Annotated in this window: 22 protein-coding genes; 6 read left to right on the plus strand and 16 right to left on the minus strand. The window is 61.2% G+C overall.

From position 1 onward, the window contains the following. Nucleotides 1-293: 293 nt before the first annotated feature. Genes OKC31_RS15290 through OKC31_RS15315 form a run of 6 tightly spaced genes read right to left on the minus strand, consistent with a single transcriptional unit; the run spans nucleotide 294 to nucleotide 5,121 of the window. Complete coding sequence (locus OKC31_RS15290; RefSeq protein WP_247823726.1) at nucleotides 294-1,472, minus strand: hypothetical protein; 1,179 nt, start codon at nucleotides 1,470-1,472, stop codon at nucleotides 294-296. Between the two features lie 2 nt (nucleotides 1,473-1,474). Further along, nucleotides 1,475-2,137 (minus strand): energy transducer TonB, encoded by a 663-nt coding sequence (locus tag OKC31_RS15295; protein WP_247823725.1) that lies wholly within the window; start codon nucleotides 2,135-2,137, stop codon nucleotides 1,475-1,477. Beyond that, nucleotides 2,134-2,535, minus strand: a complete 402-nt coding sequence (locus OKC31_RS15300) for an ExbD/TolR family protein (RefSeq protein WP_005339369.1) — start codon at nucleotides 2,533-2,535, stop codon at nucleotides 2,134-2,136. The genes OKC31_RS15295 and OKC31_RS15300 overlap by 4 nt, the downstream gene beginning before the upstream one ends. Further along, entirely contained in the window at nucleotides 2,532-3,062 is a 531-nt protein-coding gene (locus OKC31_RS15305; protein WP_216949881.1) for a MotA/TolQ/ExbB proton channel family protein, read from the minus strand. Before OKC31_RS15305 ends, OKC31_RS15300 begins: the two co-directional genes overlap by 4 nt. Next, nucleotides 3,059-4,363 carry a MotA/TolQ/ExbB proton channel family protein gene (locus OKC31_RS15310; protein WP_247823724.1) on the minus strand — a complete coding sequence of 435 codons (1,305 nt, stop codon included), beginning with the start codon at nucleotides 4,361-4,363 and terminating at the stop codon, nucleotides 3,059-3,061. Before OKC31_RS15310 ends, OKC31_RS15305 begins: the two co-directional genes overlap by 4 nt. Next, complete coding sequence (locus OKC31_RS15315) at nucleotides 4,360-5,121, minus strand: DUF3450 domain-containing protein (RefSeq protein WP_005339362.1); 762 nt, start codon at nucleotides 5,119-5,121, stop codon at nucleotides 4,360-4,362. The genes OKC31_RS15310 and OKC31_RS15315 overlap by 4 nt, the downstream gene beginning before the upstream one ends. A 210-nt stretch (nucleotides 5,122-5,331) precedes the next feature. Between OKC31_RS15315 and OKC31_RS15320 the strand changes: the two genes are divergently transcribed. Then, nucleotides 5,332-6,108: a helix-turn-helix transcriptional regulator gene (locus OKC31_RS15320; protein WP_005339360.1), complete on the plus strand. Its 777-nt coding sequence runs from the start codon at nucleotides 5,332-5,334 to the stop codon at nucleotides 6,106-6,108. A gap of 58 nt (nucleotides 6,109-6,166) precedes the next feature. Here OKC31_RS15320 and glmS read toward each other — a convergent pair whose 3' ends face one another. After that, complete coding sequence (gene glmS, locus OKC31_RS15325) at nucleotides 6,167-7,999, minus strand: glutamine--fructose-6-phosphate transaminase (isomerizing) (protein WP_005355853.1); 1,833 nt, start codon at nucleotides 7,997-7,999, stop codon at nucleotides 6,167-6,169. Between the two features lie 56 nt (nucleotides 8,000-8,055). Then, nucleotides 8,056-8,829, minus strand: coding sequence for a DeoR/GlpR family DNA-binding transcription regulator (locus OKC31_RS15330; RefSeq protein ID WP_005339356.1), 774 nt, complete (start codon nucleotides 8,827-8,829; stop codon nucleotides 8,056-8,058). 122 nt (nucleotides 8,830-8,951) lie between these two features. Between OKC31_RS15330 and blrA the strand changes: the two genes are divergently transcribed. From blrA to OKC31_RS15355, 5 genes are all read left to right on the plus strand, one after another. Then, on the plus strand, nucleotides 8,952-9,626 hold the full coding sequence (gene blrA / locus OKC31_RS15335) for a beta-lactam response regulator transcription factor BlrA (RefSeq protein ID WP_013724228.1): 675 nt from the start codon (nucleotides 8,952-8,954) through the stop codon (nucleotides 9,624-9,626). Beyond that, nucleotides 9,623-11,044, plus strand: a complete 1,422-nt coding sequence (gene blrB / locus OKC31_RS15340; protein ID WP_270657123.1) for a beta-lactam sensor histidine kinase BlrB — start codon at nucleotides 9,623-9,625, stop codon at nucleotides 11,042-11,044. Before blrA ends, blrB begins: the two co-directional genes overlap by 4 nt. 80 nt (nucleotides 11,045-11,124) lie before the next feature. Next, on the plus strand, nucleotides 11,125-11,919 hold the full coding sequence (gene blaOXA / locus OKC31_RS15345; protein ID WP_219594924.1) for an OXA-12 family class D beta-lactamase: 795 nt from the start codon (nucleotides 11,125-11,127) through the stop codon (nucleotides 11,917-11,919). A gap of 120 nt (nucleotides 11,920-12,039) precedes the next feature. Further along, nucleotides 12,040-13,395, plus strand: coding sequence for a cell envelope integrity protein CreD (gene creD, locus OKC31_RS15350; RefSeq protein WP_270657124.1), 1,356 nt, complete (start codon nucleotides 12,040-12,042; stop codon nucleotides 13,393-13,395). A 134-nt stretch (nucleotides 13,396-13,529) separates the two neighbouring features. After that, a complete protein-coding gene (locus OKC31_RS15355) occupies nucleotides 13,530-14,927 on the plus strand; it encodes a DUF4832 domain-containing protein (protein ID WP_270657125.1) in 1,398 nt (465 codons plus the stop codon). A gap of 32 nt (nucleotides 14,928-14,959) precedes the next feature. Here OKC31_RS15355 and OKC31_RS15360 read toward each other — a convergent pair whose 3' ends face one another. From OKC31_RS15360 to OKC31_RS15395, 8 genes are read right to left on the minus strand one after another with little or no spacing between them, the layout of a single operon-like run. After that, complete coding sequence (locus OKC31_RS15360; RefSeq protein WP_033115229.1) at nucleotides 14,960-15,367, minus strand: hypothetical protein; 408 nt, start codon at nucleotides 15,365-15,367, stop codon at nucleotides 14,960-14,962. Continuing rightward, entirely contained in the window at nucleotides 15,364-16,491 is a 1,128-nt protein-coding gene (locus tag OKC31_RS15365; protein ID WP_270657126.1) for a glycosyltransferase family 4 protein, read from the minus strand. The genes OKC31_RS15360 and OKC31_RS15365 overlap by 4 nt, the downstream gene beginning before the upstream one ends. After that, nucleotides 16,478-16,969 (minus strand): serine acetyltransferase, encoded by a 492-nt coding sequence (locus tag OKC31_RS15370; protein ID WP_270657127.1) that lies wholly within the window; start codon nucleotides 16,967-16,969, stop codon nucleotides 16,478-16,480. The genes OKC31_RS15365 and OKC31_RS15370 overlap by 14 nt, the downstream gene beginning before the upstream one ends. After that, the gene (locus OKC31_RS15375) at nucleotides 16,966-18,183 is read right to left on the minus strand and encodes a glycosyltransferase family 4 protein (protein WP_263085059.1); all 1,218 of its coding nucleotides are present in this window, start codon (nucleotides 18,181-18,183) and stop codon (nucleotides 16,966-16,968) included. Before OKC31_RS15375 ends, OKC31_RS15370 begins: the two co-directional genes overlap by 4 nt. Further along, nucleotides 18,180-19,190 (minus strand): glycosyltransferase family 2 protein, encoded by a 1,011-nt coding sequence (locus OKC31_RS15380; protein ID WP_263085060.1) that lies wholly within the window; start codon nucleotides 19,188-19,190, stop codon nucleotides 18,180-18,182. The genes OKC31_RS15375 and OKC31_RS15380 overlap by 4 nt, the downstream gene beginning before the upstream one ends. Further along, entirely contained in the window at nucleotides 19,187-20,566 is a 1,380-nt protein-coding gene (locus tag OKC31_RS15385; RefSeq protein WP_270657128.1) for a capsular biosynthesis protein, read from the minus strand. The genes OKC31_RS15380 and OKC31_RS15385 overlap by 4 nt, the downstream gene beginning before the upstream one ends. Next, nucleotides 20,563-21,777: a lipopolysaccharide biosynthesis protein gene (locus tag OKC31_RS15390; protein ID WP_270657129.1), complete on the minus strand. Its 1,215-nt coding sequence runs from the start codon at nucleotides 21,775-21,777 to the stop codon at nucleotides 20,563-20,565. The genes OKC31_RS15385 and OKC31_RS15390 overlap by 4 nt, the downstream gene beginning before the upstream one ends. Then, entirely contained in the window at nucleotides 21,774-23,915 is a 2,142-nt protein-coding gene (locus OKC31_RS15395; protein WP_270657130.1) for a GumC family protein, read from the minus strand. Before OKC31_RS15395 ends, OKC31_RS15390 begins: the two co-directional genes overlap by 4 nt. Between the last annotated feature and the right edge of the window lie 5 nt (nucleotides 23,916-23,920).

Below are 23,920 nucleotides of genomic sequence, written 5' to 3' on the forward strand. Positions count from 1 at the left end.
TGCTGTGAGTGCCCACACAGATTGCTTGATTCAAATTGTTAAAGAGCGTCACGCTTGTCGCGTTGAGGAGGCGCATACTACGCTTCTCACTTCGAAAGTCAAGCGATTGTTTTCGCTTTTCTTTCGGCGCCCACTTCGCTAGGAAACTGGCTCATCAGTTTGGCGTGTTCCGCCGTGCTGGTAGGGGCGCATTATAGGGAGCCGCGCCGGGATGACAAGGGCTTTTTGCAAAAATGAGTTCGTTTGCTGAAAAAGCGAACTGAACGCCCCAAAACAACCCCTTGGCATCTCTTTTACGCCGCTTTTTTGCTCAATTCTTCGCTTTGTGCCCGGATATAGTTGACCCAGCTGGTTGCCTTCTGCTGCCAGTTATCCTGTTGCTGCAGCTCACGGGCCAGTTCCAGCGCCTGGGCATACTGCTCCTTATTAAGGTGTGCCTGCACCAGCAACGCTTTGGCGCGATTGCCTTGCTCGCCCTTCACCGACTTGATGGCTGCGAGCTGGGTCATGGCAGCATCAGTCTTGCCCTGTTGCAGCAGCAGCTCGGCGGCGCGCATGGCGGCTTTGGGCTGACCGTGCTGGTTGGCGAGCAGCTGCCAGCTATCGACCGCTTGTGACCACTCCCGGGCACCTTCCCATAATTGGGCCAGCAGTTGGCGGTTTTCAGCACTTTGCTTCATCTGTCCCTTGGCCATGGCCGCTTCCAGCAGACGGGCACCACGATAAGGCAGCCCTTGCCAGGCATAGAGACGGATCAGCTGATTGCGGGCAGACGCATCATCCATCAGGTTTCTGTCGATAGCTGTTTGCAACAGAGCCAACGCCTGATCCCCACGTTTGGCGGAGAGGTTGAGCGACACCGCCTGCTGCCACCATTTGCTCTCTTTGGGTTCGTGGCTGATCAACTCGGCCGCCTGATCGGCAGCCACGCCATAACGTTGCTGAGCGGTGAGGGCGGAGAGACGAATAATGGCGGCCTGCTTCTGCCAACCCTTCTTCAACAACTGTTCGCTCTGGCTGGCGGCGTCACCGTACTGCTTGTTGTGGTAATAGAGGCCGGCCAGACGCAAGCGCAGTGCATCGTCTTGCTTGAGTGCCAGTGCCGCCTTGTAGCTGGCGATGGCACCAGACCAGTTAGATTGCTGGGCCTGAATATCGCCGCGCAGTCGCAGCAGTTGGAGCTGTTGCTGCTCGGGCCACTCTTTATAGGCAAGGGCCTGTTCGACGTAGCGGCTCGCCTGGGCGGTCTGTTGCAGATTGGCCGCCAGCGAGGCTTGCAACTGCGCCAGCCAGGCACGCTCGGCATCGCTATTTGGCTTGAGGCCGGATGCCTTGCTCTGGGCTTGTTGCCACTGACCGGACTGATAGAGCTTCATCACGGGTTCAAGCTGACGGGAGAAATGAGGGCTGACCTCCATCGCCAGACAGGCTTGGCCGACCAGGGCAAGCAGACAGATCCAGATCCGCAACATAGTTATGACTCCAGTTTGAATTTGAGCGTGATGACTTGCACCAGCTTGTCGGTGGCGCCCGGTCTCGGCTGATAGCGCCACTTGTTGATCGCCTGAATGGCCGCCCGCTCGAACTGACGCTTGGGCTTGGCCTCGACCACTTCCACATCCTGCACGCCACCTTCGGCATTCACGCTAAAGCGCAGGGTGACGAATCCTTCGATCCCTGACTGCTGGGCACGATAGGGGTAGACCGGCTCGATCCGTTGCAGCGGCATCAGCATGTCACCTGCGCCGATACCCGCTCCCTGCTGCTGGCCGTGGTAGTTGCCACTCAATACCGGTGCGGTACTGGTCGCCACTCCGGGGGCATAGACCTGCACCGCGCTGAGGCTGGAAACCAGATCCAGACTCGGCTCAACGGCCGCCAAGGGGGCCGCGGCAGGCATCGGCAGCGGTGTCGAGGCCAATGCCGCGGGAGGCTCTGGCAGAGGCTCGGGTTCCTGCGGTACCGGACGCTCGCGTACCTGCACCTCGGTCACCTCGTTCTGCATATTGATGACGATGGGCTTCTGTTCGCTCGCCACCTTCTCGCCCTGGGGCGGTTCAACCAGCGTGGCCATGAACAGCAGGATGCCCAGACTGAGGGCGATCCCCAGCCCCAGGCTCATTATCTTGTATTTCATTTCGGCGCCACCGCCACGGCGATATTGGCGATACCCGCCGCCTTGGCCTCATCCATCACCCGCACCACCTTGCCATGGGGCACTCGCTCGTCGGCCTGGATCACCAGGCTGGCATCGGGCTGCTCCGCCAGCAGACGGGCGATGGTGGCCTGTACCCGCTCCACATCGATCTGCTTGCGGTCGAGGAAGATCTGACCCTGAGCCCCGATCGCCAGCATGATGCTGGAGGATTTCTGCGCCTTGGCCTGACTGGCCTGGGGTCTGTGCACCTCGAGCCCGGCTTCGCGCACGAAGGAGGTGGTGACAATAAAGAAGATCAGCATGATGAACACGATATCCAGCATGGGAGTCATGTCGATCTGCACTTCGTCACGCTGGCGTTTGGATTGCCGTCTCATTGCATTACCTTCTCTTCTCGCATGCCGTCCCGGGTCTTGGCCAGCGCACGCTTGGCCTGACTCTCGAGCCGACTGAGTAACAACACGCCGGAGAGCGCCACCACCATGCCTGCCATGGTGGGGATGGTGGCACGAGAGATCCCGCCCGCCATGCTCTCCGGGTTAAAGCGGTTGGCCGCAGCCAACGCATCGAATACGCCGATCATGCCGGTCACAGTGCCCAGCAGCCCCAGCATGGGGCAGAGCACCACCAGGGTGCGGATGAAGATCAGATGACGGTTCAGTTCCAGCTCCGCCTGTGCCAGCCAGCGGCTGCGGATCGCCCGGGCGTGCCAGCTGTGGCGCTCGCTGCGGGCCTGCCAGCGGCCGAGCAGCTGTTGCTGCAAGGGGCCAAAACCCAGATTGAGGTAGAGCAACCGCTCGATCATCAAAATCCACATCAGCACCAGCAGGGCCAGAATGACCCAGAGCACAGGGCCGCCACGGCCCATGAAGCTCTGCAGCTGTTGCCAGATGTCGAGCATCATGCTGCTCGCTCCATCCCGCCGTTATTGCTCTCGGCGCGCTCGGCCAGAATGCCGGCTACCTGCTGCTCCAGTACATTGGAGAGCTCGGTGAAGCGCGATTGCAGCAGGCTGTGGGCCAGGATCAGCGGAATGGCTGCCACCAGACCCTGTACCGTGGTAACCAGCGCCATGGAGATGCCGCCAGCCATGATCTTGGGATCGCCGGTACCAAACTGGGTGATGGCCTGGAAGGTGCCGATCATCCCGGTCACGGTACCGAGCAAACCCAGCATGGGGGCGATGGCCGCGATTACCTTGACCATGCCGATGCCGCGCTCCATGCGAGGAGTCTCCTGCAGGATCGCCTCATCAAGACGCAGCTCGAGGGTCTCCATGCTCAGCTCGGGGTGTTTGTCTGCCACCGTCAGCACCCGGCCGAGGGCGTTGTCGGCGTGATACTCGCCGCTCTTGAGCTGGCGACGAACCCGACCCAGCTCACGAGAGAGGCTCCACAGCCGTACCGCAGCGATACCCAAACCGATGGCGGCCAACAGCACGATAATGGCGCCGACCTGACCACCTTGTTGTACCTGCTGCCAGAAGGTGGGCGCCTGTGCCAGCATCGCCAGCAGAGTGCCATGCGAAGGATCCAGCGGCAGCGCTTCCCCTTCCTGACCCTGATAAGCCGCAACGGCAGAGAGCACACTACCGGGCAGACCCAGTACCGGGCTCAAGCCTTCGGCGGTCGGTTGCAGGAAGCCTTCGCTCCCCAGCAGGGCAAAACTGCCAACCCGGGTCAGCGACTGCTCGCTGGCAGCCCCCTGGGCATCGAGCACCTTGCCGTTGAACTGGGCAATCCGGCCAGATTCGCGGATCTCCTGCAGCAGCGTGGCGGGCAGCAGGGCGAGAGCGGCACGATCCGGCACCTGTTTATCCTGTGCCATGGCTTTCAGCGGGGCGAGACGCTCCGGGTACTGGCCCTCGACGGCGGATTCGCTCAGCAGCTTGACCGCATCGCTGGCGCCCTGACGGGTGACCGCGAAGATCTCGTTCATGTCGCCGGAGGCTTGCTCCCACTGGGCGTTAAGCTCGACCAGCTGCTTCTCGTTGCTGGCGAACTTGCCAGCCAGCTCCTTGCTCAGGCGCTGGGCCTCGGCCAGTCTGGCACGGGCAGTGCCGAGCTCCTTGGCAACGGTCGCCAGATCTTGCTGAGCCTGCTGTTCACGAGCCTGTTCCTGCTGCTGCCACTCATCGGCGACAGCGGCGTTGGTACCGCAGAAGAGGGCAATAAGGAGGGGGAACCACTTCATGGTGACTCTCATGATTGGGCCTCCTGACTGCGGCTGACAGAGAGGGGGACATTGAGCAACTGGGGAACTTTCTTGTCGGCGGCCACATCCATCGCCTCGGCGATAGGGGAGAGCCACTGGCTGTCGAGGGCTTGCCACTGCTTAGACTCGGCAGACCAGCGCCATGCCTGACTGCGATCGGCCGTCATTGCCAGCAGGGAGACCCGGCCCAGCGCCAGCACATCGACCCGACGCGGGGCACCATCCAGCTCCAGCTCGGCGGAATAGCTGTCCATCCGGCTACCGTACTCGGCTTCAATCTGATAGGCCTGCAGCAGCTGACGGAATTTCTCTGCCTCGCTAACGTCTGCGCGGGCCAGGGTCGCTTTCAACTGTTCAACCCGCGCCAGCCGATCTTCCTTGCGCAGCGGGATGTCGTTTTGCACCAGCTGTTCCAGATCTGCCTGCATCTGCAACATCAGCGGGATCAAGCCCTGACGGGTCTCTTGCACCGCTTCAAGCTGCTGGCTCAATTTACCCAGCTCATTTTGCTGATCGGCCACCAGAGATTGCATGTAGCGGTTGTAGGCTTCGAGGTCACGCAGTTGCAGCTGGGCGTTTTGCAGCTCCAGTCGTGCGGCAACGGCGGCATCGGCGGCTTTTTCCACTCGCTGCTGGGAGGCTTTCCCGGCAGCTATGCTGTTCTTGAGGGCGGGAGCAACCAGCTCATCCCCGATGGCAGCAAAGTGGACTGACAGTGGCAGCAGGGCCACACCCCATAATTTGTTCATTGAAATACATCTTACTAATGATAACTATTATCATTATCTCAAATGCAGGGCGGACTGGCAACGAGAGGATTTTCTTGGCCTTTATGCACAAAAACAGGATAATTTTTAAGCACGCACGGAATAAGTGGCGCCAATAGCCACCGCACAAATATAAATAACGATAAAAAATCTTTTCGATCAGTGTGATAGAGATCGAAAAAGGAGAAAGTAATGCTCAACGATGCGATCTGGGAACATATCGACAAGTTCACCAAGGCAACAAAAACCAGCGATATCCAGCAACTGCTGGAGCGCTTCAGTCATCAAATGGGCTTTGATTACTTTCGGCTGCTGATTATTTTCCCCATCAGCATGCAAAAATCCCACGTGGCACTGTTCAACAACTGTCCGACCACCTGGTTTGACGCCTATAGCGAAAACCAGTATCTGACCCAGGATCCGGTGGTCTATCTGGGGCTGAAACAGACCCAGCCGATCTTCTGGAACAAGCTCGACTGCGACTCGCCCTGGCTGCCCAGCGCCAGCCGCGACGTGATGAACCTGGCGGCTGATTTCGGGGTACGCAATGGCGTCTCCTTTCCGCTGCACACCCCGCAGGGGGAGCACGGCATCCTCTCTTTCATCACCAAGGACAAATCCAACTCCGACCTGATGTTTGAAAATGTCCCGCTGCTGTCGTTCTGCGCCAGCTACATCTTCAACTCCGCACTGCAACTGATAAAAAGCAGACCGGATATGATGAAATACCTGACCGAACTGTCGGATCGGGAGAAGGAGTGCCTGTTCTGGGCCAGCGAGGGCAAGACCTCCTGGGAGATCGCCACCATCCTCGGTATCAGTGAGCGGACGGTCAACTTTCACCTGACCCAGGTGACCAACAAGACCGACTCGAAGAACCGCAGTCAGGCCATCGCCAAGGGGATCACCAGCGGCATCATAGTGCCCTCCCTCGATGAGGTCACCATCACCAACCTGCGGCTGTCGTAACCCTCAGCCGAAACAAAAAGAGCCTCAATTGCGGCTCTTTTTCATTTCAGAAAGTGACTTACTCAACGGTCACCGATTTTGCCAGGTTGCGCGGCTGGTCCACGTCGGTGCCCTTGATCAGGGCAACGTGGTAGGAGAGCAGCTGTAGCGGCACGGTATAGACGATGGGGGCGATCACCTCTTCCACATGGTTGAGGTTCATGACCCGCATGGTCTCGTCGCTCTTGAAGCCGGTGTCGGCATCGGCGAACACGTAGAGGATACCGCCACGGGCGCGCACCTCTTCCACGTTGGACTTGAGCTTCTCCAGCAGATCGTTGTTCGGCGCCACCACAATGATGGGCATCTCGGCATCGATCAGCGCCAGCGGGCCATGCTTCAGCTCGCCAGCGGCATAGGCTTCGGCGTGGATGTAGGAGATCTCTTTGAGCTTGAGCGCCCCCTCCATGGCGATGGGGTACTGGCTGCCGCGGCCGAGGAACAGGCTGTGCTGCTTGTCGGCAAACTCTTCGGCCAGGGTTTCGATATCCTTGGCCAGCGCCAGACTCTCTTTAATACGCAGCGGCAGGGCTTGCAGCGCCTTGACCAGTTCAGCCTCGGCGGCGGCGCTCAGGTGACCACGGCAGTGACCGACGGAGGCCACCAGCATAAGCAGGCCAGCCAGCTGGGTGGTGAACGCCTTGGTGGAGGCCACTCCAATTTCTGCCCCCGCGCGGGTCATAAAGGCCAGATCCGATTCACGCACCAGCGAAGAGCCCGGCACGTTGCAGATAGCCAGCGAGCTCATGTAGCCGGATTCCTTGGCCAGACGCAGCGCCGCCAGGGTATCGGCGGTCTCGCCGCTCTGGGAGAGGGTCACCAGCAGGCTGTTGGGGCGCACTACCGATTTGCGATAGCGGAACTCGGAGGCGATCTCCACATCACAGGAGACGCCAGCGATCTCTTCGAACCAGTAGCGAGCCACCATGCCGGAGTGATAGGAGGTGCCGCAGGCGACGATCTGCACGTGCTCCACCTTGTCAAAGATGGCGCGCGCGCCGTTGCCGAACGATTCTACCACCACGTGATCGCTGCCCAGACGCCCTTCCAGGGTGTTGGTGATCGCTTTGGGTTGCTCGTGGATCTCTTTGAGCATGTAGTGACGGTATTCGCCCTTGTCACCGGCATCGTGGGAGAGTTCGGACTCCTGCTCTTCACGCACCACGGCGTTACCGTTGGTATCGAAGATATGCACATCGCGACGGGTCACTTCGGCCACATCACCCTCTTCCAGGAAGATGAAGCGACGGGTCACCGGCAGCAGCGCCATCTGGTCGGAGGCGATAAAGTTCTCGCCGATACCACGGCCGATCACCAGCGGTGAACCGGAGCGGGCCACCACCACGCGGCTGTCGTCGCGGCTGTCCATCACCACGGTACCGTAGGCACCGCGCAGCTGCTTCACCGCAGTCTGCATGGCGGCCAGCAGGCTGCCGGCGCTCTTCAGCTCGTGATGGACCAGATGGGCAATCACCTCGGTATCGGTGTCGGAGCTGAACACATAGCCCAGCGCCTTCAACTCTTCCCGCAGCTCTTCGTGGTTCTCGATGATGCCGTTGTGTACCACCACGATATGCTCGGAGACGTGGGGATGGGCATTGCGTTCGGAGGGCTCGCCGTGAGTGGCCCAGCGGGTATGGGCGATGCCGGTACCGCCGTGGACGGACTGCTCGTCGAGCGCCTTGGCCAGCTCGGCCACCTTGCCCAAACGGCGAACCCGCTGCAACGGCTGGTTGGCGCTGAACACGGCCACACCGGCTGAGTCATAACCGCGGTACTCCAGACGGCGCAGGCCCTCTACCAGAATTTCAGCCACATCACGTTGGGCGACAGCCCCGACGATGCCACACATACACTTCTCCTTGAGATGCAAATCGTAAAGTCAGTTGGATGGTTCAGAGCTCGATGTCAGCAAGTGACCGGGGCGCAGATAAGCGTCACCCCCTGGGCTTGAATCTGTTCTCTGGCCTCGCTGGCCAGCCCCTCGTCGGTCACCAGGGTATGGATGCTCGACCAGGGAAGTTCGAGATTGGGGATCTTGCGGCCGATCTTTTCCGATTCGACCATCACAATGACCTCCCGCGACACCTCTGCCATCACCCGCGACAGGCCCACCAGCTCGTTGAAGGTGGTGGTGCCACGCTCCGGGTCGATGCCGTCAGCACCGATAAAGAGCTGGTCGAAGTCGTAGGATCGCAGCACCTGTTCCGCCACCTGCCCCTGGAAGGATTCGGAGTGAGGGTCCCAAGTGCCACCGGTCATTAACAGGGTAGGCTCATTTTCCAGCTCGCGCAGGGCACCGGCCACATTGAGGGAGTTGGTCATCACGATGAGGCCTCGCTTGTTGCCCAGCATGGGGATCATGGCGCTGGTGGTACTGCCGCTGTCGATGATGACGCGGTTGTGATCACGCAGTCGCTCGGCCGCCGCGCGGGCAATGGCTAACTTTCGGTTCGAAACTTGTTCAGGATTGGCCTCGACCACCATCTCGCTCGGCAAGGGAACTGCACCACCATAACGGCGCAGCAGCAGACCGCCGGTCTCCAGTACCGCCAGATCTTTACGGATGGTCACTTCGGAGGTAGAAAAGTGTTTGGCGAGGGCGTCAACGCTCACTTCACCCTGCTCTTGTACCAGGGTCACTATGGTGTGTCGGCGTTGTTGAGTATTACGTTTGGTCATTTTTAAGTTTCGATTCGAAAGAACATCGAAATATTAGCCCCTTTTTCGGAAAAATAAAACAGCAAATAGGATCCGATTTGGTTCGATGCCAGAATGGGGTGCCAATTTGCGACGAGGATGCCATGCAAAAGAGAGTCATCTGGCTGGTGGAGGATGAGGCCAGCATCGCCGACACCCTGATTTACGCCCTGCAGACCGACGGGTTCGAGGTAGAGTGGTTCATGCTGGGCCAACAGTTGCTGACACGACTGGAACAGACGCGACCCGACTTCCTGATCCTCGATGTGGGGCTGCCCGACATCAGCGGCTTCGAACTCTGCAAGCAGGTGAGGGCGCTGACCGATATTCCCCTGATGTTCCTCACCGCCCGCAGCGAGGAGATAGACCGGCTGATCGGACTGGAGATCGGTGCCGACGACTATGTGGCCAAACCCTTCTCGCCAAGGGAAGTGTGTGCCCGGGTGCGGGTCATCCTGCGCCGCAGCCAGCCCGTTGCCCCCCAGCCCAGCGCCCTGCTGGTACTGGATGAGGAGCGGGCCCGCATTCATTTTCGCGGCCAGCCGCTGGCCCTCACCCGCTACGAATATCTGCTGCTCAAGACCCTGATGCTGGCGCCGGGGCGGGTCTACTCCCGCCAGCAGCTGATGGATCTGGTGTGGCAGGATGCGGAGGAGAGTCTGGATCGCACCGTCGATACCCACATCAAGACCATCCGCGCCAAGCTGCGCGAACATGATCCAGAAGCCAACCTAATCCTCACCCACCGCGGGCTGGGCTACAGCCTGGAGCTGGCATGAGACTCGGGTTGCAACTGCTGTGCGGCCTGCTGCTGATCTTCGCGCTGGCCGCCTGGTTCGTGCTGGAGATCTTCGTCGAGGAGATCAAACCCGGGGTGCGCAGCGCCACCGAGGATACTCTGGTCGACATGACCCAGCTGCTGGCACCGCTCGCCCTCGATGATCTGCAAGAGGGGAATATGATGAACGGGCGGCTGGCCAGCGCCTTCGCCCGTCTCAACCAGAATCCCATCAATGCGATGATCGACGGCCACCTCAAACAGCAGGCGGAGTACCGCATCTATGTCACTGACCAGAAGGGCATGGTGATTTACGACTCCGACGGCACGGATCTGGGCAAGGACTATTCCCGCTGGAACGATGTCTACCGCACCCTGCGCGGCCAATATGGCGCCCGCAGCACCCGCACCGATCCCGACGATGCCGCCAGCTCGACCATGTATGTGGCGGCACCGCTGCGGGAGGGGACAGAGATCATCGGCTCCCTCACCGTCGCCAAACCCAATCGCACCCTGATGCCCGCCATCGAGCGGGGTGAACGGGAGCTGCTGCAGGCCGCCGGCCAGATGCTGCTCATCTCGCTCCTGATCGGCAGCCTGCTGGTTTGGTGGCTCAACCGCTCCATCGGCAAACTGGTGCACTACGCCGAATCTGTCAGCAAGGGGGAAGCGGCGCCACTGCCGCAACTGCACACCGTCGAGCTGGATCGGCTCGGCCACGCCCTCGAAACCATGCGCCACCAGCTCGATGGCAAGAGCTATATCGAGGGCTATGTCCACAGCCTGACCCACGAGCTGAAGAGCCCGTTGGCTGCCATTCGCGGGGCAGGGGAGATCCTGGCCGAAACGCCGCCACCCGAGGTGGCCAGGCGCTTTATCGGCAACATCAATCAGGAGAGCGCCCGCATGCAGCAGCTGATCGAGCGAATGCTGCAACTGGCGCGGCTGGAGTCGGGGCAGGGGCTGGATCGGCAAGCGGTAGAGCCAGCCGGGCTCGGCAAGCGGGCGCTCGATTCCCGCCAGATTATCGCCCAGCGCCGGCAGGTAGCGCTGATGGCCGAGCTGGCCAGCGCGCCGAAACAGAAGTGGGACCCGCTGCTGGTGGAGCAGGCCATCGGCAACCTGCTGGACAACGCCATCGACTTTTCACCGGCAGGCTCCAGCGTCACTCTCAGCGGCACCCAGCAGGAGGATGGCTACTGTTTTCGGGTCACCGACAGCGGCCCCGGCATTCCCGACTACGCATTGCCACGGATCTTCGAGCGCTTCTACTCCCTACCGCGCCCGGACAAGGGCAAGAGCAGTGGTCTCGGGCTCAGTTTTGCCCATGAGGTGGCCCACCAGCATGGCGGCTGTCTGACCCTGAGCAACCGGCCGGAAGGGGGCGCGCTGGCGGAACTCTGGCTGCCGCTCGCCTAGTCCCTCCGCAACTTCACATTCCCCACACAAAGCGGCATTAGACTGCCGCTTTCTCTCATCCATTTGCTCAAGGAAATGCTATGTCCCGCCTGCTTCTCTCCAGCCTGCTGGCTGCCGGTCTGCTCGCAGCCCTGCCTGCCTCCGCCGCCAGCGGCTGCTTTCTCTATGCTGACGGCAACGGCCAGACCCTCTCCAGCGAAGGGGACTGCTCCAGCCAGCTGCCGCCCGCGTCCACCTTCAAGATCCCGCTGGCGCTGATGGGTTACGACAGTGGCTATCTGGTTGATGAAGAGCATCCGGCACTGCCTTACAAGCCGAGCTATGACGGCTGGCTGCCCGCCTGGCGCGAAACCACTACCCCGCGCCGCTGGGAAACCTACTCGGTGGTCTGGTTCTCCCAGCAGATCACCGAATGGCTGGGGATGGAGCGCTTCCAGCAATACGTCGACCGCTTCGACTACGGCAACCGGGATCTCTCCGGCAATCCGGGCAAACATGACGGTCTGACTCAGGCCTGGCTCAGCTCCAGCCTCGCCATCAGTCCGGAGGAGCAGGCCCGCTTCCTCGGCAAGATGCTCAGCGGCAAGCTGCCGGTTTCGGCGCAGACCCTGCAGTACACCGCCAATATCCTCAAGGTGAGCGAGATCGACGGCTGGCAGATCCACGGCAAAACCGGCATGGGCTACCCGAAGAAGCTGGATGGCAGCCTCAACCGCGATCAGCAGATCGGCTGGTTCGTCGGCTGGGCCAGCAAACCGGGCAAGCAACTGATCTTCGTCCATACCGTGGTGCAAAAGCCCGGCAAGCAGTTCGCCTCCCTCAAGGCGAAAGAGGAGGTGCTGGCTGCATTGCCCGGGAAGCTGAAGACCCTGTAATTCCTCCAGAAACCGGCTCAATGCCGGTTTTTTTATCCCCCTTCACCGCCACTTCACACAAGCCCATCACCACTTCACGCCGGACTGACAGACTCACTCCATCAAACAAGGAGACGTGTCATGGTCAAACAGATATTCACCCACAAGATCTTTCTGCTGCTGTTGCTCAGCCTTCTGTTGATGGTGCCGGTGCAATCCATCATGGAGCTGAACCGGGAGCGTCAGGCTTACCGCAGTCAGGCCATTCACAGCATCATGGCCAGCAGCAGCGGCCCGCAACGACTGATGGGGCCCATTATCGTGCAGCCCTATACCCGTTCGGTGACGGTCGAGCAGGAGGGCAAGCGCTTCGTCCGTCAGGAGCAGATCTACCGCTACCTGCTGCCGGAGCAGTTGGATATCAAGGCCAACATGGAGGTCACCCCGCGCAAGCTGGGCATCTATCAGGCGCAGGTCTACCAGACCCGGCTCTCCCTCTCGGGCCGCCTGCCAACCCGGCAGAGTCTGCTGAATGACGCGACCTCACCGCTCGGTGAAACGGCCGAGCTGGTGGCGGGCAAACCCTACCTGAGCCTGGTGCTCTCCGATGCCCGCGGTATCAACAGCGTCCCCGAACTGCAACTCGGCACACAGCGGATCCCGTTTGCCCCCGGCACCCGCCTCGGTGACGCACTCGCGGGTATCCATGCCCCACTCGACAACCTGCCGCAGCAGGATGGCACCTTCCATCTGGAGCTCAATCTACAGGGGATGAACGCCCTCGACATAGTCCCGCTGGGCAAGGAGAGCACCCTGCAGCTGGCGGGCAACTGGCCCCACCCCAACTTTATCGGTGACTTTCTGCCGGGCAGTCGCACCCTGAGCCCACAAGGGTTTGAGGCCAACTGGCAAACCAGCTGGTTCGCCAGCGACATGGAGACCCGCTTCAACCGGGCGATGAACGGCGGGGAGGACGTGTTGCCCACCTTCAGCGTCAGTCTGGTGCAACCGGTGGATCACTATCAGCTCAACGAGCGGGCGGCCAAGTATGCCCTGCTCTTCATCGGCCTCACCTTTATCAGCTTCTTTATGTTCGAGCTGCTCAAGGGGCTGCGGGTTCACCCGATCCAGTACGCGCTGGTAGGCATGGGGCTGGCCATCTTCTATCTGGTGCTACTGGCCCTGACCGAACACCTCGGCTTTGGCTGGGCCTATCTGGTGGCCGCGCTGGCCTGCGTGCTGCTCAACGGCTTCTACCTCAGCCATGTGCTGGGTGGCCCGAAGCAGGGGATCGGCTTTGCTGCGCTGCTCGGGCTGGTCTATGCCATTCTCTACAGCCTGCTGCAGGCCGAAGAGATAGCTCTGCTGCTCGGCGCCCTGCTGCTGTTCGCCACCCTGGCGCTGATCATGCTGCTGACCCGCAAGCTCGACTGGTATCAGGTGATGGGGCAACAGAGTGTCGAGTCCCGCCCAGCCGGACATGACAATGACGACTGAGGGTACAACCTCCGTCAATCCCTGACCGAAACAACAAAGGCTTCAGTCGGTTCTTCTCGAAAACAGCGGAACCGGCTGGGCCTTTGTCCGCCAATTTCCTAGCATGCAATCATGTTCCACTGGCGGACGATCACATGAAAATGCATCCGGGCAGGATCCTGCTCTATTCCGGCTTGCTATGGGCTCAGGGAGCTCTGGCCGGTACCCTCACCATTCATCCCGAACCGGTCGACGACCTCTTGCACAATCCCGGCGTCGGTATCGAAGAGTTTCACAACAGCTGGGGTCATCCCCTCTCTCTGGCCGAACACCCGGTCAGCACGGTCGACTACTTCCGCTTCTACTGGAGCGAGCTGGAGCCACAGGAGGGCGAATACAACTTTGCCCTGATCGACAGGGCCATCGATCAGGCACAGCACGCCACCCCGAAACAATCGATTGCCCTCAGGGTCATGACCCTTGATGAGCCCTTCTCGGGCAGCAAGATCCCGGAGTGGCTCATCAACAAGGGGATTCGGGGAGAGTGGGTGAACAACCACCAGACCTTTGTGCCCGACTACAGCGACCCGCAGTTCCTCGCCCGGGCCACCCGGCTGTTCCAGGCGCTGGGAGACCATTACGATGGCAATCCGGCGCTGAGTCATGTCGACATCGGCATGATAGGTTCATGGGGAGAGTGGCACATGAGCAACTTCCCCGGCCCGACGCTGGAACAGCGCTACAGCAGCGAGCAGCTCAAACCCTATGTTGACCTGCAGATGGCCGCTTTTCCGCGAACCCCCAAGCTGATGCTCATCAACAACCTGCCCATGTTTGAGTATGCCGTGGGCAAGGGAGCTGGCTGGCGGGCAGACTGCCTCGGCGACTGGCACCACTTCTCCCAAAATTGGAGCCACATGCGCAACGCCTACCCGGAACGACTGGCGAGCGCCCGCACCGATGTGGCGAACTTCGATTCCAGCTGGCAGAGGGCGCCGGTCAGTTTCGAGGTGTGCGGCAAGCTGAGCGAGTGGCCAGGCCAGCAGCAGTACACCATGGAGGAGGTCAAGGCCACCTTTGACTGGGCGCTGGCCCAACACGCCTCCACCATCAATCTCAAGTCGGATCCGGTTCCGCCCCAATATCGACCCATCGTCGACAATGCCCTGCGCAAGATGGGCTATCGCATCGTACTGGACCAGCTGACCCTCAAGGGAACCATGAAGCCGGGAGCTACCCTTACCCTCAACGGTGACTGGCACAACGACGGGGTAGCGCCGGCCTATCGCAACTGGCCGCTCACCTACCGGCTGGTCAACGATGAAGGGCAGGTCGGCGCCATGCTGGTGACCCGCAACGACATGACCCGCTGGATCCCGGGCAGCAAGGCTACCACTAGGGACAGCCTGACCTTGCCGGGCCGGATGGCTCGCGGTCACTACTATCTGGAGCTGGCCTTCATCGGTCAGGACAAGCAGCCCGCCCTGCAGCTCGGCATTGCGGGTCTGGAAGAGAGTGGCTGGTATCGTCTGGCCGAGATCGACATCCAGTAACGCAAGAGGGCTCCCGCAGGAGCCCTCTTTCATCACATCAGCACACTCTTTTTGAACAGATCCCACACCCCGAACGAGAAGTGCTTGAAGATGTCGATGCCAAGGGCCGACTTCACCAGATAGAGCAGCAGCACCATGCCGCAGATCCCCAGCAGCAACAGCAGGGTGGTCAGCAGCACCTTGAGGTGAAAGCGAAAGCCGCTCTCCCGCCCGCGGTGACGGCGATCCCGTCCCATCAACACCACCAGATAGCAGCGCCAGCGACCGATGCCGAAGGCGCTGTTGACGTTGATGGCGTGCGACTTGCCGTCACTCATCAGCCGCAGCGCCTGCTCGATACCGTCGCGCTGAGTTTCACTCAGGCTCTCGGCCACCTCGGGGGAGAGGGCACGGTAGAAGCGGTCGATCGCCCCCTGCGGTTTCTGCGGTAATTGGCTCATTGGTTTTCTCCTGCGGGTATGCCCAGAGCCTTGCGGTAGACCGCCATGGTCTGGCCGGCGATCCGCTGCCAGTCATACCGCTGCAGATAGTCGCTGTAATCGACCTTGCCGCGAGTCAACTGGGCGTTGAGTCGCTCTGCCAGCGCACTCACATCGCCGACCGGGAAATAGCACTCCTGTTGCAGCGCCACCGCCAGATTGGCGGGAATGTCGCTCACCACCACCGGCAGGGAGAAGGAGAGCGCCTCCAGCAGGGCTATCGGCAACCCCTCGTGATAAGAGGGCATGGCAAACAGGGCCGCCTGTGAAAAGACGCTGATCAGCGCCTCGCCATTGAGGAAACCGGTACGGATCACCCCCGGTGTTTCATCCGCTATCCGCTGCAAGTGCTCGCTGTAGGGGGTTGGGTGATCCGTATCCCCCACAAGTACCAGTGGCATCTCGGTATCGAGCTGGCGGTAGGCGGCAATGAGATCGTGCAGCCCCTTCTCTTCGACGAAGCGGCCAACCGCCACCAGATAGTTGCCTGCACTCAGCCCGAAACGGGCCAGAGTCTGGTCCCTCTTGTCCGCTGCCGGCAACGCGACCCGTTTCACCCCGTTGTAGATGAGGTGGGCATCCTGGCGATCATACTGGCGGCGGATCGCCTCGTTGATCACCTCGGAGATGACGATCACTTCGCTGGCATAGCGTACCGCCCAGCGCTCGCCAAGGCGTAACACCCACTTGGCCAGCGCCCCCCATTTCTGGCGGTCATAGTCAGGGCCGTGATGGGTAAAGACCACCCGCTTGCCGAGCAACCTCAGCAGCGGTACCACCAGCCCCGGGCCGATGGCATGGACATGCACCAGATCGCAGGCATGACGGCGGCAGTAAAAAGCTGCGAGCAGAGAGTGGAGAATTGCCTCCAGCGACTTCTTTTTGGGGGCAGGCAACGCCTTGAGTGCCACCCCTTCAAACTCGCCGCGTCGGTAATCCACATAGGGGGCGCGAGCCAGCACGGTCGCCGCCACTTCGAACTGGCGGTGCAGCTCCGGGTAGAGGAACTGACAATGGGTTTCGACACCGCCCAGTACATGGGGGATCCCCCGGGTACCGAGCACGGTCACACTAATCTGCTTCATGATCTTCTCGAATGATTCTGGCGGGATTGCCCGCAACAACGGCGCGAGCCGGGACGGAACGAGTGACGACGGCGCTGGCACCGACACAGGCATGATCACCAATGGCGATGGCCCCGATAACGATGGCGCCGGTGCCGAACTCGACCCCGTCCCCCACGGTGGGCGAGAGAAGCTGGCCGCTCTGACGATCTGGCTTGTTGCCCAGGGTGCAGTTGTGGCGCAGAGTGCAGTCACGCCCCATCTGCACGCCGTCACCGATGACGATATTCTGCGGGTGATAGAGGCGTAGGCCCCAACCCAGCCGGGCTCTTGGCGAGATATCGAGGCCGCACAGCAGCTTGAATCCCTTGAGCAGCAACAAGCAGGGCAGCCTCATAAAGCGGCCTCCCTGTGCCAGCCGGTAGCAGAGCAGGAACAGGCGCGCCGTCTTGCTCGGATTGAGCGCCAGTTCGGCTTTCAACTCGTGCCAGAAACTCATCTCTGTTTCTCCTCCAGCAACGACTGGTAGAGCGCCAGCAGGGCTTGCTGGTGGCTGGCGAGGGAGTAACTGTCGATCAGCCGCTGACGGGCCGAACGCCCCATGGCCGCCGTCTGCTCCGGCTCGGCCACCAGCCTGTCCATGCAGCGGGCCAGCTCGTCGGCATTACCCGCCTCGAACAGCAAGCCATCGAGACCGTCGCGGATCTGCTCCGGAATCCCGCCAATTCGAGCCCCGATCACCGGTTTGCCATAGGCCATCGCCTCCAGTACCGACATGGAGCAGTTCTCGTACCACTCGGACGGCACCACCACGGCCTTGGCGTGGCGCAGCAGATCGAGCAACTCTTCCCCCTGCTTGAACCCCAGCAGTTCTGCATTGGGATAATGCTGCCCGAGGTGCGCCAGCAGCGGGCCACCGCCCACAATCTTGAGGCCCGCCGGCAGCGTCATGCGTTGATGGGCACGGGCAAGCGTATCGACCCCTTTCTCGGCCATCAGGCGGCCGAGGAACAGAAAGTACCCCCGATCCTCTCCGCTTTCGCGGCTCGACTCGACATCTATGCCATTGAGGATCACCTCGATGCGGGAAGCTGGCAGCCGGGTGCGAAGCATCCCGGCCATGAAGGCGCTCGGCGCTACCAATGCATCGACCTGCTCATAGTTGCGGCGCCACTGCTGCCAGGCCGCCTCGGCAGAGAGCAGCAGGCTCTTGCCCCACGACCCCTCCTGCCACTGATGGCGAAACAGCTTGAGCCAGGAACCCTCGATCCGGGTCAGATCGAACGGCTCGCCATCGACCAGCATGCTGTAGTTGGGACAGGCCACCTTGTAGTCATGCGCCGTCAGCACCGTCTTGCAGCCCAGGGATTTGGCCACCCGGATGATCGCCGGGGTGAGCTGGTGGTAGATGTTGTGAAAGTGAACGATATCGGGACGCTCGGCACGGATAAGCTCCGCCAGCCGATCACAGGCCTCCTGATTGTGAATGAAGCGAGCGGCGATCTTCAGCCGATCGAAGAGCCCGTGCCGCTGGTGATAATCGACGTTGGCCGGAAAGTAGCCGCTCTGGGGCGAGGGGAGGTTATCCGGATGCTGCATGGCAAAGTCGATCACCTGATGACCCGCCTGACGCACCATCTCCCGCTCCTGAAAGAGGACTGTCTCGGCACCTCCCTTCATGAAAAAGAACTTGTTGGCAAAGAGCACCTTCACGGCAATGACTCCTGGATCAGACGATGGGCGGGCGCCTCGCGCGGGGAGCGCTGGGGCAACAGCAGGCCGCGCACCAGCCCGGCTGCATAGATGGAGAGATTCATGACACTGCGCAGGGCATCTTGCAGGGAGCGGTTCTTCAACCACTTGAGAGCGATGAAGCCACCCAGCGGTGCCAGCGCGAGCAGCGGCAACCAGAACGGCAGCCCGGCTGCGAAAAGCAGCACGCAGAACAGCAGTGTCAGCAGGTAGAGCCCGAACAGCAGCTCGGAGCGGATCACCGACAGCACCTCGCGAAAATAGGGCTGCCCCCACGCCGAGCGCACCAGCTCGCCGCTGGCAAACAGATACCCCATGCGCCAGCGGTAACGGATCAGGGCAAGGGAGTCCATGGTGTGGGAGGTGTGAAAGAAGAAGGGGACATCGAGCCGCTCCAGCCGATAGCCCGCCTGACGCAGCCGGATACCCACCTCCGCCTCTTCGTAACCGTGCAGGTTGCGATTGGTGAGATAGCCGATCTGCTCGATGGCGCTGCGTCGAAACAGGCCGCCACCACACAGCCAGCGCGACTCGCCCAGCGGATAGATCTGGTTGATGCGCTGCTTGCGCGACTTGAACTCATAGCTGTGGGCATCATCCATCTCGGCCCGCCCGGCCACGCCACCGCATTCGGGGTGGGAGTGCATGTGCGCAAGGGCGGCCGGCACAAACTCCGGCTCCAGCTTCATGTCGCCATCGAGCAGCAACAGGAATTCCCCTTCGCTGAAGAGGTAGCCAAGCTGTGGTCCCACGCCGCAACAGCGATCAGCCGGGTCGGTCAGGCTCACCACAGTCACCCCCAGCTGGCAGGCAATCACCTGGGTGCGGTCGGTCGAGAGACTATCCGCCACGATAATCTGGTGGGAGTAGTCGGCCAGAGCGCTCCTGATGCTGGCTATGGTGTCGGCAATCCCTGCCTCCTCGTTGTAGGTCTTGATGATGACGGAGATAAGGGGGGATGGAGTCATGACACCTCACAAGAGCTGGTGGCCTGCCGAACCGAAGAACGGATCACCAGGGCGGCACCCAGCACGAAATAGAAGAGAAACTGCTGCACAGGGATCAGCATCAGCAGCTGGCTGTAAGGCAAGCTCAGCAGGCAGGCGATCCCGAACGCGATGAAAGCGGGTTGGTAGCTGAGCAGACGCACATCTGCCGTGCTCAGCAGCTGGCGATCCAGCAACGGATGGGGACGGCAGCACCAGAGCAGCAGAACGATCAGCGCGATGAAGATCAGGGTGCCCATCAGTCCCACCTCCCACAGCAACACGCTGAGGGACGTGGAGTCGAGCAGCACGTTGAACAGGGGGTTGAGAAAACCGGGCAGGGTGCTGCCATGGTTGGTGGTGTTGAGGCCATAACCAAACAGCAGATTGCTGAGACCGTGGTGATCACCGTTGCTGGCCCAGAAAAAGAGCGTCGTCACCCGCCCCAGCTCGCCGGTTTCCGGGTTGATGTGGTTAGGATCGAAGATATAGCCGAGGGAGTCGATAAACAGCGCAATGGCCCCCTGTTGCCCGGCCCCCTCGAACGCGGATGAGTAGGAGGCAGCCAGCACCAGAACGGCCACTGCCACCAGCGCCGTCATCGCCAGCGCAATCAGCAGCAGACGCTTGAGGTCATAGCTCTTCATCCCCCTGACATAGCTTGGCGAGAGCCAGACCCAGGCCAGCAGCAAGGGGGACAGCAGGATAACGAACTTCACCTCGGCCAGCACGCAGATGGCAAAGGCGGCAAGAATGTGAAAAGCGACCGAACGACGCGAAATGAGGCCGTGACGAAACTCGGAGAGCTTGATCAGCATCACCAGCAGGCAGAAGAAGCCGAGTGCACCGGTATTACCGCCCCCCATGGGATCCCCCCCGAAGGTGCCGACCACTGAGTCCCACTTCTCAAACTCGCCGCGCATTGCCACCCGTTTCGGCACCACCACCAGCACCTGAAACAGCACCACCGGGATCTGCAGGTAGAAGACCCACTCCACCAGCTTCATGATGCGGTAAATCTGTGACTCGCGGCAGAAGCCGAGCAACAGGCAGGGGAGCAGCAGAGAGAGCGCCAGCTCGTTCTTGAAACCGATGATAGTCAGCATGCCCCCCTGCTGAAGCAGGGTGCCCAGCAGCGCCAGCACCAGCAAGCCACAGTAGAGCAGCAGCAGCACCTTCTCCTGATAGTCGAGCCGCAACGGGCTGTAACGCGTCTGCAGCGGCAGCAACATCAAGGTGGCAATGGCCAGCAGGAAGGGAAGCCAGAGGAAGGCCGTAATACCGGTAACGTACTGGGCCAGGCCACAGATCACCAGCGACAGCAGCAGATTGGCCTGCATGATGAGGGCGCTGTTCACGAGGCCAGCTCCATCCGCCCCTGCAACTCGGCAGCCCGGCGGTTGACCCGCAAAAAGACGAAGCCGTAGCGCACCGCAGTCAGCAGAGAGAAGGCCAGCACGCAGAGAGCGTACTCCTGTTGCAGCCAGGGCAACAGCACGAAGGCGATCACCACGACCAGCAGCTGCTCAAGCTGGATCCGCAAAAAGTAGCCGGGCGAGCCAAACACCAGCTCGATTACGGTCAGCGGGCAGATGGCTACCGCAGTAAACACATAGGGCAACATGTAGCGGGAGGTATCGATGGAGGCGTTCCACTCCGCATTGAAGAACCACTTCATCACCAGCGGATAGCAGATGAGGATCCCGAGGGTGGCCGCACTGCCCATCGCCAGCAGCAGCCGCTTCACCTTGCGAAACTCCTCCCCGTTGAAACGGCGTAGGCGGAAATCCTCCGACCATCGCGAGAAGATGGAGTGGCGGATGGCGTTGCCGACAATCACCACGGGCGCCAGACAGAAGCGGTTGACCACGGCAAAGTAGCCCGCCACCAGAGGGGAAAACCAGAAGTTGATCAGCACGGTTGGCAGATTAGCCGTCACCATCGCCAGCACTTCGGCACTGCCGACACCAGCCAGATGCGCTTTATGGCGGGAGAAGAAGTGCAGCAGGCGGCGCGGGGAAGCCTCCCTCAGCATGGCACTGTGCCAGGCAAAGGCAGACCACAACCAGCCTCCTATCACCAGCAGCAACAGACAGGCCCATAACTGATAAAAGTGCACCATGTCAGGGGCAAGCAGCAGGCAGAGCAGCACCACGGCAGAGGCCGAGATACGCTGCAGACCGAGCCGCTGGTAGTGGCCGGCCCGCAGGGCCAGATTCTCGGTAATGAGAATCAGCCCGTGGGTCACGGTCAGCAGGTAGAGCGGCCAGAGCGGCAGCGAGAAAAAGCAGACCACCACCAGCACATAGGGGATGGGGAGCAGCAAGACCTGTAACAGGGAAAAAATCAGGTTGCCGGGCAGCTCGGCCTCCTCCAGCTTGGGTAACAGCAGTTGCGAGGCAAAGGTGGCAAGCTGGGCACCGATCAGCACCAGACTGTAGCTGAGGGCATAGAGCCCGACCGCAGCCATGTCGAACTTGTGCGACAGTGACCAGACCGAGAACGCCCCGATCAGCTGGGATAGCACGGAAGCACCCCCTATGGTGGTGATGCTGCGTAGCAGTTTCATAGCGCGCCCCGGGTGGGTGCACCACAGAATCTCAGGTTCTCCGCCCCTTCCAGATCGCGCTCGGCGACCTGGGTCAGCACTGTCCCCAACACCGCCACCCTGGCATCCCGCAGCTGTGCCAGAACGCTCAACACCCGACTGGCCGGCAGCAGGCCGGACTGGATCACATGAATGGCACCATCCAGCGGCTGCCCCAGCAGCAGGGCATCCTTGCCGACTTCCAGCGCAGGGGTGTCCACTATGATGCGGTCAAACTGCCCGGCCAGAGTTGCCAGCAGTTCGCTCCAGCGTGGCGAGCCAAGCAGTGCCAGCGGGGAGGAGACCGGCTGGCCAGCCGGCAGCAGGGTCAATCCCTCTTTTGGCACCAGACAGGCAGCCAAATCGGCTTCGCCTGCGAGCAGCTCGGCCAACCCCGGTCTGGCTGCCTGCCCCAGCAGCTGGCGACCAAGGGAGCCCCGGCGCAGATCCCCATCCACCAGCAGCACTCGCTCATGGCGGGCAAAGCTGGCGGCACAGAGAGCCGCCAGCGTCGACTTGCCCTCACCAGCACGGGTCGAGGTGATCATGATGCGCTGCAGCTGACCCGGCTCCAGCCGCATGATGGCGTAGAGGTCATCGGCACTGGCACCTACTCTGGGATTGACCGCCCCCACCCGCAGCAGAGCACTCTGATCCTGCAGGGCCGCCAGCCGCGGGATTTCACCAAGCACCCGACCACCGAGCTGGGAGACCAGCTGGCTCAGACGATCCAGGGTATTGCGCAGCGCTCCGGCAGTGATGACTACCAGCACGGCAACCATGCCCGCCATGATCACCACCATCAGCAGAAACAGCATCTTGTTTGGTTTGGCAGGCAGCAAGGGCACCGATGCCGCGTCGTAGAGGATGGCATTCGACTCGTGCAGCTGAGCGTTCAGGCGGGTCTCTTCCTGACGGCGAAACAGCTCGTTATAGAGCTGACGGGTCTTGTCGATATTGTTCTTCAGGTTGTTGTACTCATCCTTCTTGACCGCCAGCGAGGAGAACTCCCGCTTCTTCTCGTCAAGCTGGGCGAGGTACTCCTGCTCCTTGCGCTGGCTGCTCTGGTAGCGATCCTCGATACCGTCGGCAATCTCCCGCATCAGCTGGTTTGATTGAGTATTGAGCGCCTTGATGCGCGCCTCGGCCTGCAGAATACGGTCATGCTTGGGGCCATAACGCTTGGCCAGCTCGGAGAGCTCCTGCTGGGCCTTGATGAGGGCGATGCGCAGATCCTGCATCTGGGGGTGGTTGGAGACCTCGGGCAGGGAAGCCAGCGCCGCCGGATTGCGGCCGTACTCCTGAATGGACTGGAATTCGGCCTGCGCCGCCAGCCGCCGCTCGCGGGCATCCGCGTACTTGTTGGTGATGATGCCGAGCTCTTCGGTTTGCAGACCATCTACGCCGCGAAACGTCAGCAGATCATTGCGGGCAAGAAAATCGCCGAGCTGCTTCTCTTGCTTCTCCAGACTGGCCTTTATCTCGACCAACCGGCTCTGGTTCCAGTGCGATGCCGTGGTGTTGGCATCGACCCGCTCCTCCACATTGAGATCGATGTAAGTCTGGGCCACCTCATTGGCGACGCTGGCGGCCAGCTCGGGAGAGCGGGATTCGAACCCTATGCTGACCAGCTGGGTATCGCGCACCGGCGAGACGGTCAGGTGTCTGGCCAGATACTCCAGCGCATGCTGGTGGCGTGAGGAGGCATCCTCCTGATGTCCGGCACTCCAGAGCCCCTTGATGCGGCTCAGCCAGCTGTCCGGATTGGGCTGCCCGTTGAATTCCGGCAGTTCGGCCAAGCCCAGATGAGTAACCACCTTCTCGGCCACCCGGCGTGACTTGAGCAACTCGAACTGGGTGTTGTAGTACTCGCGGCGGCTGGTATCGACCCGATAGACGGGCTCGATAGGGGAAGCGCTGTTGGCATCTGCCTTCAGCAGCAGGGTCGCACTGGATTGATAGTAGGGCGGCATGCTGAGGATAAAGGGGGCTGCCGCCAGGGTCACCACGGCGGCAAACAATACCACCTTCCACCAGTTTGCCTTGAGCACCCGCCAGGGGCCGCTGAAATCGAGGCGACTCTCTAGCGCACGGCCATTTTCAACCAACAATGAAGTCATGAAGA

This window comes from Aeromonas sp. Y293-4 (assembly GCF_027705905.1).
Classification (GTDB): Bacteria; Pseudomonadota; Gammaproteobacteria; order Enterobacterales; family Aeromonadaceae; genus Aeromonas; species Aeromonas veronii.